At 66.6% G+C, this 14,622-nt stretch carries 10 protein-coding genes and 1 tRNA gene; 10 read left to right on the plus strand and 1 reads right to left on the minus strand.

Annotated features, from left to right (window positions below; all coding sequences use genetic code 11):
* Positions 1–96: 96 nt before the first annotated feature.
* Positions 97–1,323: a pyridoxal phosphate-dependent aminotransferase gene (locus AB0B01_RS19280; protein WP_361720142.1), complete on the minus strand. Its 1,227-nt coding sequence runs from the start codon at positions 1,321–1,323 to the stop codon at positions 97–99.
* A gap of 192 nt (positions 1,324–1,515) precedes the next feature.
* Here AB0B01_RS19280 and AB0B01_RS19285 point away from each other — a divergent pair.
* The 10 genes from AB0B01_RS19285 to AB0B01_RS19330 all read left to right on the plus strand — a co-directional run bounded on the left by AB0B01_RS19285 (position 1,516) and on the right by AB0B01_RS19330 (position 14,611).
* A tRNA-Trp gene (locus AB0B01_RS19285) sits at positions 1,516–1,588 on the plus strand.
* Between the two features lie 105 nt (positions 1,589–1,693).
* The gene (gene secE / locus AB0B01_RS19290; RefSeq protein ID WP_030298162.1) at positions 1,694–1,975 is read left to right on the plus strand and encodes a preprotein translocase subunit SecE; all 282 of its coding nucleotides are present in this window, start codon (positions 1,694–1,696) and stop codon (positions 1,973–1,975) included.
* 84 nt (positions 1,976–2,059) lie between these two features.
* Positions 2,060–3,001: a transcription termination/antitermination protein NusG gene (nusG, locus tag AB0B01_RS19295; protein ID WP_361720146.1), complete on the plus strand. Its 942-nt coding sequence runs from the start codon at positions 2,060–2,062 to the stop codon at positions 2,999–3,001.
* Between the two features lie 178 nt (positions 3,002–3,179).
* Entirely contained in the window at positions 3,180–3,614 is a 435-nt protein-coding gene (gene rplK / locus AB0B01_RS19300; RefSeq protein ID WP_356851313.1) for a 50S ribosomal protein L11, read from the plus strand.
* 88 nt (positions 3,615–3,702) lie between these two features.
* Positions 3,703–4,431 (plus strand): 50S ribosomal protein L1, encoded by a 729-nt coding sequence (rplA, locus tag AB0B01_RS19305; protein WP_361720150.1) that lies wholly within the window; start codon positions 3,703–3,705, stop codon positions 4,429–4,431.
* 145 nt (positions 4,432–4,576) lie between these two features.
* Complete coding sequence (locus tag AB0B01_RS19310; protein WP_361720153.1) at positions 4,577–5,212, plus strand: hypothetical protein; 636 nt, start codon at positions 4,577–4,579, stop codon at positions 5,210–5,212.
* Positions 5,213–5,492: 280 nt separating this feature from the next.
* On the plus strand, positions 5,493–6,023 hold the full coding sequence (gene rplJ, locus AB0B01_RS19315) for a 50S ribosomal protein L10 (RefSeq protein ID WP_361720155.1): 531 nt from the start codon (positions 5,493–5,495) through the stop codon (positions 6,021–6,023).
* A 110-nt stretch (positions 6,024–6,133) separates the two neighbouring features.
* Positions 6,134–6,520, plus strand: coding sequence for a 50S ribosomal protein L7/L12 (gene rplL / locus AB0B01_RS19320; RefSeq protein WP_361720157.1), 387 nt, complete (start codon positions 6,134–6,136; stop codon positions 6,518–6,520).
* A 611-nt stretch (positions 6,521–7,131) separates the two neighbouring features.
* Positions 7,132–10,614 carry a DNA-directed RNA polymerase subunit beta gene (gene rpoB / locus AB0B01_RS19325; protein WP_361720160.1) on the plus strand — a complete coding sequence of 1,161 codons (3,483 nt, stop codon included), beginning with the start codon at positions 7,132–7,134 and terminating at the stop codon, positions 10,612–10,614.
* 97 nt (positions 10,615–10,711) lie between these two features.
* Positions 10,712–14,611 carry a DNA-directed RNA polymerase subunit beta' gene (locus AB0B01_RS19330; protein WP_361720163.1) on the plus strand — a complete coding sequence of 1,300 codons (3,900 nt, stop codon included), beginning with the start codon at positions 10,712–10,714 and terminating at the stop codon, positions 14,609–14,611.
* The last annotated feature ends 11 nt before the right edge of the window (positions 14,612–14,622 follow it).

The following is a 14,622-nucleotide window of genomic DNA, read 5'->3' on the forward strand; positions in this document are numbered from 1 at the left end:
CCGTGTGTGGTGTGGAGCCTAGACACCTCCACCACACCGGAGGTCTTCGCCGTGATCAAGACCCAGCCCTGTTAACAACGCTCGTGATCAATACACCTAGGCCTTGGCTTCCGCCAGGAGCTTCTGGATGCGGGACACGCCCTCCACCAGGTCCGTGTCGCCGAGGGCGTAAGAGAGGCGCAGGTAGCCCGGCGTGCCGAAGGCCTCGCCGGGGACGACCGCGACCTCGGCCTCGTCCAGGATCAGCGCGGCGAGTTCGACGGAGGTCGCCGGGCGCTTGCCGCGGATCTCCTTGCCGAGCAGGCCCTTGACCGACGGGTACGCGTAGAACGCGCCCTCGGGGGTCGGGCAGACGACGCCGTCGATCTCGTTCAGCATCTTGACCATCGTCTGGCGGCGGCGGTCGAAGGCCTTCCGCATCTCCGTGACCGCGTCGAGGTTGCCCGAGACGGCGGCCAGCGCGGCGATCTGGGCCACGTTGGAGACGTTGGAGGTGGCGTGCGACTGCAGGTTGGTCGCGGCCTTGATGACGTCCTGCGGGGCGATGACCCAGCCCACGCGCCAGCCCGTCATCGCGTACGTCTTGGCGACGCCGTTGACGATGATGCACTTGTCGCGCAGCGCCGGCACCAGCACGGGCAGCGAGGTGAACTTAGCGTCGCCGTAGACGAGGTGCTCGTAGATCTCGTCCGTCAGGACCCACAGGCCGTGCTCGGCGGCCCACTCGCCGATCGCGCGGGCGTCGGCCTCGCTGTAGACGGCGCCGGTCGGGTTGGACGGCGAGACGAACAGGACGACCTTGGTGCGCTCGGTGCGGGCGGCCTCCAGCTGCTCGACCGAGACGCGGTAGCCGGTGGTCTCGTCGGCGACGACCTCGACCGGGACACCGCCGGCCAGGCGGATCGACTCCGGGTAGGTGGTCCAGTACGGGGCCGGGACGATGACCTCGTCACCCGGGTCCAGGACGGCGGCGAAGGCGTTGTAGATCGCCTGCTTGCCGCCGTTGGTGACCAGGACCTGCGACGCGTCGACCTCGTAGCCGGAGTCGCGCAGGGTCTTCTCGGCGATGGCCTTCTTGAGCTCGGGCAGGCCGCCCGCCGGCGTGTAGCGGTGGAACTTCGGGTCGCGGCAGGCCTCGACCGCGGCCTCGACGATGTAGTCCGGGGTCGGGAAGTCGGGCTCGCCCGCGCCGAAGCCGATGACCGGACGCCCGGCGGCCTTGAGGGCCTTGGCCTTGGCGTCCACGGCGAGGGTGGCGGACTCGGAAATGGCGCCGATACGGGCGGACACCCGGCGCTCGGAGGAAGGCGTTGCAGAGGTCATGCGGCCAATCGTCCCAGACGCCTCAGAGGCGCCGCACACCGTTTCAGTCACCGGACGGACCAGTCCGGTCCGTGCTCTGTTCGACGTCAGGGCCCGGACCACGTACACTCACCTGTCGTTGGACCCCGCCGGGCACCCCAGAGCGTGAGCACTCCGTGCACTCGTCTGGATGCGGTAGGTTGGGGGACGCAAAGGGTCGTAGCTCAATTGGTAGAGCACTGGTCTCCAAAACCAGCGGTTGGGGGTTCGAGTCCCTCCGGCCCTGCTCCACACTCCTTCTCGGACGTGTGCGCAGGTACGTACTTCGATGCAACGCCGTGCGGCGCAACCGGGCGCGGCTACGGCCACGACCCGGATTCAGGTGAGAGACGTGACGGACGCCCTGGGCTCCATCGACATGCCTGACGCCGAGGACGACACCCGCGAGAAGAAGGCCCGAAAGGGCGGCAAGCGCGGGAAGAAGGGTCCTCTGGGCCGGCTCGCGCTGTTCTACCGCCAGATCGTCGCGGAGCTCCGCAAGGTCGTCTGGCCCACTCGCAACCAGCTCACGACGTACACCACCGTGGTGATTGTCTTCGTCGTCATCATGATCGGTCTGGTGACCGTGATTGACTATGGGTTCCAGGAAGCCATCAAGTTCGTCTTCGGCTGATCCCCGCGGAGGGCGGCGCCTTGATGGGTGCCGCCCGTTTTCGCATGTTCCACCACCTTTTGTATCCAGGAAGAAGCAGCCACCGTGTCTGACCCGAACCTGAACGCGAGCCACGACTCCGTCGAGTCCGTCGAGGACGAGCTCGACATCGTCGAGGCGGCAGACGCTGTGGACCCCGACGAGGCCGAGCGCGCCGACGCCAAGGCCGGTGTCGCTGCCGAAGAGGCCGCCCTGCACGTGGAGGGCGAGGTCGACGCCGAGGCCGACGAGGACGACGCCCCGGCCGATGAGAACGACGTCGACGCCGCCGAGGCGGCCGCCGCCGAATCCCAGGAGTCCGAGGAGCCCGGCGAGGAGGCCCAGGCCGCCGAGGCCGAGGTCGAGGAGGAGGCCGCCGAGGCCGAGCCCGTCGACCCGATCCAGGCCCTGCGCGACGAGCTGCGCCTCCTTCCCGGCGAGTGGTACGTGATCCACACCTACGCGGGCTACGAGAAGCGCGTGAAGGCCAACCTGGAGCAGCGCGCCGTCTCGCTGAACGTCGAGGAGTTCATCTACCAGGCCGAGGTGCCCGAGGAAGAGATCGTCCAGATCAAGAACGGCGAGCGCAAGAACGTCCGGCAGAACAAGCTGCCCGGCTACGTTCTCGTCCGCATGGATCTGACGAACGAGTCCTGGGGCGTCGTCCGCAACACCCCCGGTGTCACCGGCTTCGTCGGCAACGCCTACGACCCGTACCCGCTCACCCTGGACGAGATCGTCAAGATGCTCGCCCCGGAGGCGCAGGAGAAGGCCGCCAAGGCCGCCGCGGAGGAGGCCGGTCTGCCGGCGCCCGCCGTCAAGCGCACCATCGAGGTCCTGGACTTCGAGGTCGGCGACTCGGTCACCGTCACCGACGGCCCGTTCGCGACGCTGCAGGCGACCATCAACGAGATCAACCCCGACTCGAAGAAGGTCAAGGGCCTCGTCGAGATCTTCGGTCGCGAGACCCCGGTCGAGCTGAGCTTCGACCAGATCCAGAAGAACTGATCGCAGAACTGATCTTCTGAGACACAGCTTCCGGACAGGTCAGACCGCCCCCTCGAAGGGCGGTCTGACCTGCTCGGTTTTCAGCCCCGCTCCGATACCCGTTATCGTGGTGCGGTATGCCTCCATCCGGATGACCGGATCGGCGGCGAAAAACTCTCACTAGGACCCGGAGAGAGCAATGCCTCCCAAGAAGAAGAAGGTCACGGGGCTTATCAAGCTCCAGATCAAGGCCGGTGCGGCCAACCCGGCTCCGCCGGTCGGCCCCGCGCTCGGTCAGCACGGCGTCAACATCATGGAGTTCTGCAAGGCCTACAACGCCGCGACCGAGTCGCAGCGTGGCATGGTCGTGCCGGTGGAGATCACGGTCTACGAGGACCGCTCCTTCACCTTCATCACCAAGACGCCGCCGGCCGCGCGCCTGATCCTGAAGGCCGCAGGCATCGAGAAGGGCTCCGGCGAGCCCCACAAGACCAAGGTCGCCAAGCTCACCGGCGCCCAGGTCCGCGAGATCGCCGAGCTGAAGATGCCCGACCTGAACGCCAACGACGTCGACGCCGCGATCAAGATCATCGCCGGCACCGCGCGTTCGATGGGCGTCACGGTCGAGGGCTGATCCAGCCACCCCCAGCACCACCAGTGGTAGGGCCAAGCGCTGGCCCGCACCACGACTCCATGCCTGAATCCGAAACACAGGAGCAGAAGTGAAGCGCAGCAAGACTCTCCGCGCTGCGGACGCCAAGGTCGACCGGGAGAAGCTGTACGCCCCGCTCGAAGCCGTCCGTCTCGCCAAGGAGACCTCCACGACCAAGTTCGACGCCACCGTCGAGGTCGCCTTCCGCCTGGGTGTCGACCCGCGCAAGGCCGACCAGATGGTCCGTGGCACCGTGAACCTCCCGCACGGCACCGGCAAGACCGCCCGGGTCCTGGTCTTCGCGACCGGTGACCGTGCTGCGGCCGCGGAAGCCGCCGGCGCCGACATTGTCGGCGACGACGAGCTGATCAACGAGATCGCCAAGGGCAACCGCCTCAACGAGTTCGACGCGGTTGTCGCCACCCCGGACCTCATGGGCAAGGTCGGCCGCCTCGGCCGCGTGCTCGGTCCCCGTGGCCTGATGCCCAACCCGAAGACGGGCACCGTCACCATGGACGTGGCGAAGGCTGTCACGGACATCAAGGGCGGCAAGATCGAGTTCCGTGTCGACAAGCACTCGAACCTGCACTTCATCATCGGCAAGGTCTCCTTCACCGATGAGCAGCTGGTCGAGAACTACGGCGCGGCGCTGGAGGAGATCCTCCGTCTGAAGCCGTCCGCCGCGAAGGGCCGCTACGTCAAGAAGGCCGCCCTGAGCACCACCATGGGCCCCGGCATCCAGCTGGACTCCAACCGCACCCGGAACCTCCTCGTCGAGGAAGACCCGGCCGCGGTCTGAGCCTGACGGCTCACCTGAGTGGCTGATCGGGCCCCTCGCCCCCTTCACAGGGCGGCGAGGGGCCCGTTCCGCTTTTTCCCCGCCCGGACCGGCACGTAGGGTCGGATCAAGATCCATTCGCGGGGGAAGAACGCAATGAAACAAGGTGGTCCGGGTACGGACGGACGCGGCCCTGGCGGGTGGCGCACTGCTGGTGGCCGCTCTGACGGCCTGCGGCTCCGACGGGGGCGCGGGCAAGGGTGACAGGGACGGCGGGGCGCCGACCGCGGGGAAGACCGCCCAGAAGCCCGCGGAAGCGGTCAGGGCCTCGTACAGGAAGACGGTGCCGGCCAAGTTCGCCAAGGCCTCCGTGTCCACCGTGGAGGCCGACGGCAAGACCCGCGAGGAAACCGGGGTCAAGGACTGGTACCCGTTCAGCTCGGACACCACGAGCGGCGGCAAGCACACCGTCATGATCGGCGACACCGTGTACTCGCCGATGGAGAAGGAAAAGAACGGCGGCAAGCCGTGGATGAAGATCGAGCTGGGTTCCCCGGACAAGCCGGGCGTCCGCCGCCTTCGATCTGTGGATCGACAAGGAGGGCCACCCGGTCCGGGTGGACTCCGTCCTCACGGACGAGAAGGGCGCGGCGAAGACCACGGCGAAGTTCTCCGACTTCGGCAAGGCGCCCGCCGTGGCGGCCCGCCCGCGGACCAGGTCACCGACTTCGACGCCGTGCAGAAGGAGACCGAGCGCAAGCTCAAGGAGGCCGAGGACACGCTGAAGGGCCTCGGTCACTGAGCCGTTCCCGGCCCCCGGACGGTGCCGCCGGCTGACCGATTTGCCTGACCGGTGCACGGTCGCGTAGTCTTCCCCGGAAGCCAAAGACCGCTGGTCGTTGCCGTGCTCGCAAGGGTGCGGTGGCCGAAGGATCCGCTCCATGCGGACGACCCGCGCAGGTGACTGTGGAAGAGTTCCCGGATTTCATCCGGTCGAGCTACGCCCTGGCGCCTGCGCCGGGGCGTTTTGTATGTCAGCCCCTTCTGAGCGGTCCTCATCACCCGGAAGGAGGCCGACGCATATGCCGACGCCCAACAAGGCTGCATCGGTGGCCGAGCTCACGGACGCGTTCCAGAGCTCCAACGCCGCCGTGCTGACCGAGTACCGGGGTCTCACCGTCAAGCAGCTCAAGACGCTGCGTCGCTCCCTCGGTGAGAACGCCCAGTACGCCGTGGTGAAGAACACGCTGACCAAGATTGCGGCCAACCAGGCCGGGATCACCGCACTGGACGAGCACTTCGCTGGTCCGACCGCGGTCGCCTTCATCACCGGTGACCCGGTGGAGTCGGCGAAGGCCCTGCGTGACTTCGCCAAGGAGAACCCGAACCTCATCATCAAGGCCGGTGTCCTTGACGGTAAGGCTCTCTCCGCAGACGACATCAAGAAGCTTGCGGACCTTGAGTCCCGCGAGGTTCTGCTCAGCAAGCTGGCCGGCGCGTTCAAGGGCAAGCAGTCCCAGGCTGCCTCGCTCTTCCAGGCGCTGCCGTCGAAGTTCGTCCGCACCGCGGAAGCGCTTCGCGTCAAGCTCGCCGAGCAGGGCGGTGCCGAGTAATTCGGCTCGCGCATTGATCCACGCCGCCTAGTGCGTGGGTCGCAGCGGGCCGTTACGCCCGCCTCTATATACATCCGGCACCTGCCGAATTAGTGGAAGGATCGCCCATCATGGCGAAGCTCTCTCAGGACGACCTCCTCGCCCAGTTCGAGGAGATGACCCTCATCGAGCTCTCCGAGTTCGTGAAGGCCTTCGAGGAGAAGTTCGACGTCACCGCCGCCGCGGCCGTCGCCGTTGCCGCCCCCGCCGGTGGTGCCGGTGGCGCTGCCGAGGCCGTCGAGGAGAAGGACGAGTTCGACGTCATCCTCACCGGCGCCGGCGACAAGAAGATCCAGGTCATCAAGGTCGTGCGTGAGCTGACCTCCCTGGGTCTGAAGGAGGCCAAGGACCTCGTCGACGGCACCCCGAAGCCGGTCCTTGAGAAGGTCAACAAGGAGGCCGCTGACAAGGCCGCCGAGGCCCTCAAGGCTGCCGGCGCGGCTGTCGAGGTCAAGTAACACCTCTGGGGCCCCCTGTGGGTCCCTGCGAAGGGCGATCACCCGTAAGGGTGGTCGCCCTTCGGCGTACCCGCAGTGCCTGACTTGCCCTGCTCTCGTTGGGGAGTAGGGTGATCTTCGTTGCCCCGCGCCAGGGTCCGCAGATGATCCGCACGGAGCAGGGGGCCTTGACGAACGGCACGAGGCGCGCAATTCTCAGACCCGTTGTGAGACCGGTCCGCCCGGTCCGGGATCCGTGAACCACACGGATCGGCGATCCGAGGCATGGATCGACTACGAAGAGGGCAGTACTGATACGCGCTCCGTGCGCGAGTACCGCAGCGTGGGACGCAGTGTTGGGTTGAGTAGTGCTGGTGTGAAGAGACGTGGGGAAGGCCTGTTGCCGGTTTCCGGAAACCTGGTCTGGACATCAGTGAGCCAAGTGGCTACACTGACCCTTTGCGCTGCCTGTTAGCTGTCCCCTGCCCGTCGCCAGGGGCATGCCCACGCTTGAGCACACTTGATTGATCGTCCTGATCTGGCCTTTTGGTCAAATCAGGCGCAGTCCGTCTTCTGTGCCGGCTGGGACCGGTACGCGCGTAGTGAGTCCGAGCCCTCGGAAGGACCCCCTCTTGGCCGCCTCGCGCAACGCCTCGACCAATACGAACAACGGTGCCAGCACCGCCCCGCTGCGCATCTCCTTTGCAAAGATCAAGGAGCCCCTCGAGGTTCCGAACCTCCTGGCGCTGCAGACCGAGAGCTTTGACTGGCTGCTCGGCAATGCCGCCTGGAAGTCTCGCGTCGAGTCGGCGCTTGAGAGTGGACAGGACGTCCCCACCAAGTCCGGTCTGGAAGAGATCTTCGAGGAGATCTCGCCGATCGAGGACTTCTCCGGGTCGATGTCGCTGACCTTCCGCGACCACCGGTTCGAGCCGGCGAAGAACTCTGTCGACGAGTGCAAGGAGCGCGACTTCACGTACGCGGCGCCGCTCTTCGTTACCGCCGAGTTCACGAACAACGAGACCGGAGAGATCAAGTCTCAGACGGTCTTCATGGGCGACTTCCCGCTCATGACCAACAAGGGCACCTTCGTCATCAACGGCACCGAGCGTGTCGTGGTGTCGCAGCTCGTCCGTTCCCCCGGTGTCTACTTCGACTCCTCCATCGACAAGACGTCCGACAAGGACATCTTCTCCGCCAAGATCATCCCGTCCCGGGGTGCCTGGCTGGAGATGGAGGTCGACAAGCGCGACATGGTCGGTGTCCGCATCGACCGCAAGCGCAAGCAGTCCGTCACCGTCCTCCTGAAGGCCCTCGGCTGGACCACCGAGCAGATCCTTGAGGAGTTCGGCGAGTACGAGTCCATGCGCGCCACCCTGGAGAAGGACCACACCCAGGGCCAGGACGACGCGCTGCTCGACATCTACCGCAAGCTGCGCCCGGGCGAGCCGCCGACCCGCGAGGCCGCTCAGACGCTGCTGGAGAACCTCTACTTCAACCCGAAGCGCTACGACCTCGCCAAGGTCGGCCGCTACAAGGTGAACAAGAAGCTCGGCGCCGACGAGCCGCTCGACGCCGGTGTGCTGACCACCGACGACATCATCGCGACGATCAAGTACCTCGTGAAGCTCCACGCGGGCGAGACCGAGACCACCGGTGAGTCGGGCCGTTCGATCGTCGTCGAGACCGACGACATCGACCACTTCGGCAACCGTCGTCTGCGCAACGTCGGCGAGCTCATCCAGAACCAGGTCCGTACGGGTCTGGCCCGTATGGAGCGCGTCGTGCGCGAGCGCATGACCACCCAGGACGTCGAGGCGATCACGCCGCAGACCCTGATCAACATCCGGCCGGTCGTCGCCTCCATCAAGGAGTTCTTCGGCACCAGCCAGCTGTCGCAGTTCATGGACCAGAACAACCCGCTGTCGGGTCTGACCCACAAGCGCCGCCTGTCGGCGCTGGGCCCCGGCGGTCTGTCCCGTGAGCGGGCCGGCTTCGAGGTCCGTGACGTCCACCCGTCGCACTACGGCCGCATGTGCCCGATCGAGACCCCCGAAGGCCCGAACATCGGTCTGATCGGCTCGCTCGCCTCCTACGGCCGCGTCAACGCGTTCGGCTTCGTCGAGACCCCGTACCGCAAGGTCGTGGACGGTGTCGTCACCGACGAGGTCGACTACCTGACGGCCGACGAGGAAGACCGCTTCGTCATCGCCCAGGCGAACGCCGCGCTGAACGACGAGATGCGCTTCACCGAGAACCGCGTCCTCGTCCGCCGTCGTGGCGGCGAGATCGACTACATCGCCGGCGACGACGTCGACTACATGGACGTCTCCCCGCGCCAGATGGTGTCCGTCGCGACCGCGATGATCCCCTTCCTTGAGCACGACGACGCCAACCGTGCCCTCATGGGCGCGAACATGATGCGCCAGGCCGTTCCGCTCATCAAGGCGGAGGCCCCGCTCGTCGGCACCGGCATGGAGTACCGCTGTGCGGTCGACGCCGGTGACTCGATCAAGGCGGAGAAGGACGGTGTCGTCCAGGAGGTCTCGGCCGACTACATCACCGTCGGCAACGACGACGGCACGTACACCACGTACCGCGTCGCCAAGTTCTCCCGCTCGAACCAGGGCACCTCGGTCAACCAGAAGGTCATCGTCAACGAGGGCGACCGGATCGTCGAGGGCCAGGTCCTGGCCGACGGTCCGGCGACCGAAGAGGGCGAGATGGCCCTCGGCAAGAACCTGCTCGTCGCGTTCATGCCGTGGGAAGGCCACAACTACGAGGACGCGATCATCCTGTCGCAGCGCCTCGTGCAGGACGACGTCCTCTCCTCGATCCACATCGAGGAGCACGAGGTCGACGCCCGTGACACCAAGCTGGGCCCCGAGGAGATCACCCGGGACATCCCGAACGTCTCCGAGGAGGTCCTCGCCGACCTCGACGAGCGCGGCATCATCCGCATCGGTGCGGACGTCGTCGCCGGCGACATCCTGGTCGGCAAGGTCACGCCCAAGGGTGAGACCGAGCTGACCCCGGAGGAGCGCCTGCTCCGCGCGATCTTCGGTGAGAAGGCCCGCGAGGTGCGTGACACCTCGCTCAAGGTCCCTCACGGTGAGATCGGCAAGGTCATCGGTGTCCGCGTCTTCGACCGCGAGGAGGGCGACGAGCTTCCCCCGGGCGTGAACCAGCTGGTCCGCGTCTACGTCGCCCAGAAGCGCAAGATCACCGACGGTGACAAGCTCGCCGGCCGCCACGGCAACAAGGGTGTCATCTCCAAGATCCTTCCGATCGAGGACATGCCCTTCCTGGAGGACGGCACCCCGGTCGACATCATCCTGAACCCGCTGGGTGTCCCGTCCCGAATGAACCCGGGACAGGTCCTGGAGATCCACCTCGGCTGGCTCGCCAGTCGCGGCTGGGACGTCTCCGGCCTCGCGGAGGACTGGGCCGAGCGCCTCAAGGCGATCGGCGCCGACAAGGTCGCGCCCGGTACGAACGTCGCGACCCCGGTGTTCGACGGTGCCCGCGAGGACGAGCTCGCCGGCCTGTTCGAGCACACCATCCCGAACCGCGACGGTGACCGCCTGGTCCTCCCGTCCGGCAAGGCGCGTCTGTTCGACGGCCGCTCCGGCGAGCCGTTCCCGGACCCGATCTCGGTCGGGTACATGTACATCCTCAAGCTCCACCACCTGGTCGACGACAAGCTCCACGCGCGGTCGACCGGTCCGTACTCGATGATCACGCAGCAGCCGCTGGGTGGTAAGGCGCAGTTCGGTGGCCAGCGCTTCGGTGAGATGGAGGTGTGGGCGCTTGAGGCGTACGGCGCCGCCTACGCCCTCCAGGAGCTGCTGACCATCAAGTCCGACGACGTCACCGGCCGCGTGAAGGTCTACGAGGCCATCGTCAAGGGCGAGAACATCCCCGAGCCGGGCATTCCCGAGTCCTTCAAGGTGCTCATCAAGGAAATGCAGTCGCTCTGCCTCAACGTGGAGGTGCTGTCCTCGGACGGCATGTCCATCGAGATGCGCGACACCGACGAGGACGTCTTCCGCGCGGCGGAGGAGCTCGGTATCGACCTGTCCCGGCGTGAGCCGAGCAGCGTCGAAGAGGTCTGACGGGCCTGGCGGGGGGCTCGCTCAAGAGCCCCCCGTCATCCCCGGGACCGTTCAGACCATGATTGAGACTCGACCCCGAAAGAGGGATTGACGCACAGTGCTCGACGTCAACTTCTTCGACGAGCTGCGGATCGGCCTTGCCACCGCGGACGACATCCGAACCTGGTCGCACGGCGAGGTAAAGAAGCCGGAGACCATCAACTACCGCACCCTCAAGCCCGAGAAGGACGGACTCTTCTGCGAGAAGATCTTCGGTCCGACCCGGGACTGGGAGTGCTACTGCGGCAAGTACAAGCGTGTCCGCTTCAAGGGCATCATCTGTGAGCGCTGTGGCGTCGAGGTCACGCGCGCCAAGGTGCGTCGTGAGCGGATGGGCCACATCGAGCTTGCCGCTCCCGTCACCCACATCTGGTACTTCAAGGGCGTCCCGTCGCGCCTGGGCTACCTGCTGGACCTCGCGCCGAAGGACCTTGAGAAGGTCATCTACTTCGCCGCGTACATGATCACGTTCGTCGACGACGAGCGCCGCCAGCGCGACCTGCCGTCGCTGGAGGCCCACGTCTCCGTCGAGCGCCAGCAGATCGAGAACCGCCGTGACGCGGACCTCGAAGGCCGTGCCAAGAAGCTTGAGACCGACCTGGCCGAGCTTGAGGCCGAGGGCGCGAAGGCCGACGTGCGCCGCAAGGTGCGCGAAGGCGCCGAGCGCGAGATGAAGCAGCTCCGCGACCGCGCCCAGCGCGAGATCGACCGCCTCGACGAGGTGTGGAACCGCTTCAAGAACCTGAAGGTCCAGGACCTTGAGGGTGACGAGCTGCTCTACCGCGAGCTGCGTGACCGCTTCGGCACGTACTTCGACGGCTCGATGGGTGCCGCGGCGCTGCAGAAGCGCCTGGAGTCCTTCGACCTGGAGGAGGAGGCCGAGCGCCTCCGCGAGATCATCCGTACCGGCAAGGGCCAGAAGAAGACCCGTGCGCTCAAGCGCCTCAAGGTCGTCTCCGCGTTCCTGCAGACCAGCAACAGCCCCAAGGGCATGGTGCTGGACTGCGTCCCGGTGATCCCGCCGGACCTGCGTCCGATGGTGCAGCTGGACGGTGGCCGCTTCGCGACCTCCGACCTGAACGACCTGTACCGCCGCGTGATCAACCGCAACAACCGCCTGAAGCGCCTTCTCGACCTCGGTGCGCCCGAGATCATCGTGAACAACGAGAAGCGCATGCTCCAGGAGGCGGTCGACGCCCTCTTCGACAACGGCCGTCGCGGTCGCCCGGTCACGGGCCCCGGCAACCGTCCGCTGAAGTCCCTCAGCGACATGCTGAAGGGCAAGCAGGGTCGATTCCGTCAGAACCTCCTCGGCAAGCGCGTGGACTACTCCGCGCGTTCCGTGATCGTCGTCGGTCCGCAGCTGAAGCTGCACCAGTGCGGCCTGCCCAAGGCCATGGCGCTGGAGCTCTTCAAGCCGTTCGTGATGAAGCGCCTGGTCGACCTGAACCACGCGCAGAACATCAAGTCGGCGAAGCGCATGGTCGAGCGCGGCCGCACGGTCGTGTACGACGTGCTCGAAGAGGTCATCGCCGAGCACCCGGTGCTGCTGAACCGTGCGCCCACGCTGCACCGTCTCGGCATCCAGGCCTTCGAGCCCCAGCTGGTCGAAGGCAAGGCCATCCAGATCCACCCGCTCGTCTGCACCGCGTTCAACGCGGACTTCGACGGTGACCAGATGGCCGTGCACCTGCCGCTCTCCGCGGAGGCGCAGGCCGAGGCCCGCATCCTGATGCTGTCCTCGAACAACATCCTCAAGCCGGCCGACGGCCGTCCGGTCACGATGCCGACCCAGGACATGGTCCTCGGTCTGTTCTTCCTGACCACCGACGGTGACCTCCGTGACACCAAGGGCGAGGGCCGCGCGTTCGGCTCCACGGCCGAGGCGATCATGGCGTTCGACGCCGGTGAGCTCGCGCTGCAGTCGCAGGTCGACATCCGCTTCCCGGTGGGCACCATCCCGCCGCGCGGCTGGGTGCCGCCGGTGGCCGAGGAGGGCGAGCAGGAGTTCCAGCCGGGCGACAGCTTCCGTCTGAAGACCTCGCTGGGCCGTGCGCTCTTCAACGAGCTGCTGCCCGAGGACTACCCGTTCGTCGACTACTCGGTGGGCAAGAAGCAGCTCTCCGAGATCGTCAACGACCTGGCCGAGCGCTACCCCAAGGTCATCGTGGCGGCGACGCTCGACAACCTGAAGGCGGCCGGCTTCCACTGGGCGACCCGTTCGGGCGTCACCGTGGCCATCTCCGACGTCGTCGTGCCCGAGGCCAAGAAGGCCATCGTCGCGGGCTACGAGGCGATGGACGAGAAGGTCCAGAAGCAGTACGAGCGCGGTCTGATCACCAAGGACGAGCGCACGCAGGAGCTCATCGCGATCTGGACCAAGGCGACCAACGAGGTTGCCGAGGCGATGAACGCGAACTTCCCCAAGACCAACCCCATCTTCATGATGGTTGACTCGGGTGCCCGAGGAAACATGATGCAGATGAGGCAGATCGCCGGTATGCGTGGTCTGGTGTCGAACGCGAAGAACGAGACCATCCCGCGTCCGATCAAGGCGTCCTTCCGTGAGGGCCTCACCGTTCTGGAGTACTTCATCTCCACGCACGGTGCCCGTAAGGGTCTGGCGGACACCGCCCTGCGTACCGCCGACTCGGGTTACCTGACCCGTCGTCTGGTGGACGTCTCGCAGGACGTGATCATCCGCGAGGAGGACTGCGGTACCGAGCGCGGCCTGAAGCTGAAGATCGCCGTCCGCGGCGAGGACGGCGTGCTGCGCAAGGCCGACGACGTCGAGACCTCGGTCTACGCCCGCATGCTGGCCGAAGACGTGGTCATCGACGGCAAGGTCATCGCGCCGGCCAACGTCGACCTCGGTGACGTCCTGATCGACGCCCTGGTCGCCAACGGCGTCGAGGAGGTCAAGACCCGCTCGGTCCTGACCTGTGAGTCCGCGGTCGGCACCTGTGCCTTCTGCTACGGACGCTCCCTCGCCACCGGCAAGCTGGTCGACATCGGTGAGGCGGTCGGCATCATCGCCGCCCAGTCCATCGGTGAGCCCGGTACCCAGCTGACGATGCGTACCTTCCACACCGGTGGTGTGGCCGGTGACGACATCACGCAGGGTCTGCCGCGTGTCGTCGAGCTCTTCGAGGCCCGTACCCCGAAGGGTGTCGCCCCGATCTCCGAGGCCGCCGGCCGCGTGCGGATCGAGGAGACCGAGAAAACGAAGAAGATCGTCATCACGCCGGACGACGGCAGCGACGAGACGGCGTTCCCGATCTCGAAGCGCGCCAAGGTCATCGTGCACGAGGGCGACCACGTCGAGGTGGGCCAGAAGCTCACCGCGGGTGCCACCAACCCGCACGACGTGCTGCGCATCCTCGGCCAGCGTGCCGTCCAGGTCCACCTGGTCGGCGAGGTCCAGAAGGTCTACAACTCGCAGGGCGTGTCGATCCACGACAAGCACATCGAGATCATCATCCGGCAGATGCTGCGCCGCGTGACGATCATCGAGTCCGGCGACGCGGAGCTCCTGCCGGGCGAGCTCGTCGAGCGCTCGAAGTTCGAGACCGAGAACCGTCGTGTGGTCACCGAGGGCGGTCACCCCGCCTCCGGCCGTCCGCAGCTGATGGGTATCACCAAGGCCTCGCTGGCGACGGAGTCCTGGCTGTCGGCCGCCTCCTTCCAGGAGACGACCCGAGTCCTGACGGATGCGGCGATCAACGCCAAGTCCGACAGCCTCATCGGCCTCAAGGAGAACGTCATCATCGGTAAGCTCATCCCGGCCGGTACGGGCCTCGCCCGCTACCGCAACATCCGGGTCGAGCCCACCGAGGAGGCGAAGGCCGCGATGTACTCGGCCGTCGGCTACGACGACATCGACTACTCGCCCTTCGGCACCGGCTCCGGCCAGGCGGTCCCGCTGGAGGACTACGACTACGGCCCGTACAACGGCTGAGACTCGTAAGA

The organism is Streptomyces sp. NPDC044571, from assembly GCF_040647115.1.
Classification (GTDB): domain Bacteria; phylum Actinomycetota; class Actinomycetes; order Streptomycetales; family Streptomycetaceae; genus Streptomyces.

What these genes read in the sequence shown, in the direction of transcription:
- rplL (WP_361720157.1), top strand. Translation starts at nt 6,134, where the DNA reads ATGGCGAAGCTCTCTCAGGACGACCTCCTCGCCCAGTTCGAGGAGATG.
- AB0B01_RS19280 (WP_361720142.1), bottom strand. Translation starts at nt 1,323, where the DNA reads ATGACCTCTGCAACGCCTTCCTCCGAGCGCCGGGTGTCCGCCCGTATC.
- rplJ (WP_361720155.1), top strand. Translation starts at nt 5,493, where the DNA reads ATGCCGACGCCCAACAAGGCTGCATCGGTGGCCGAGCTCACGGACGCG.
- rplK (WP_356851313.1), top strand. Translation starts at nt 3,180, where the DNA reads ATGCCTCCCAAGAAGAAGAAGGTCACGGGGCTTATCAAGCTCCAGATC.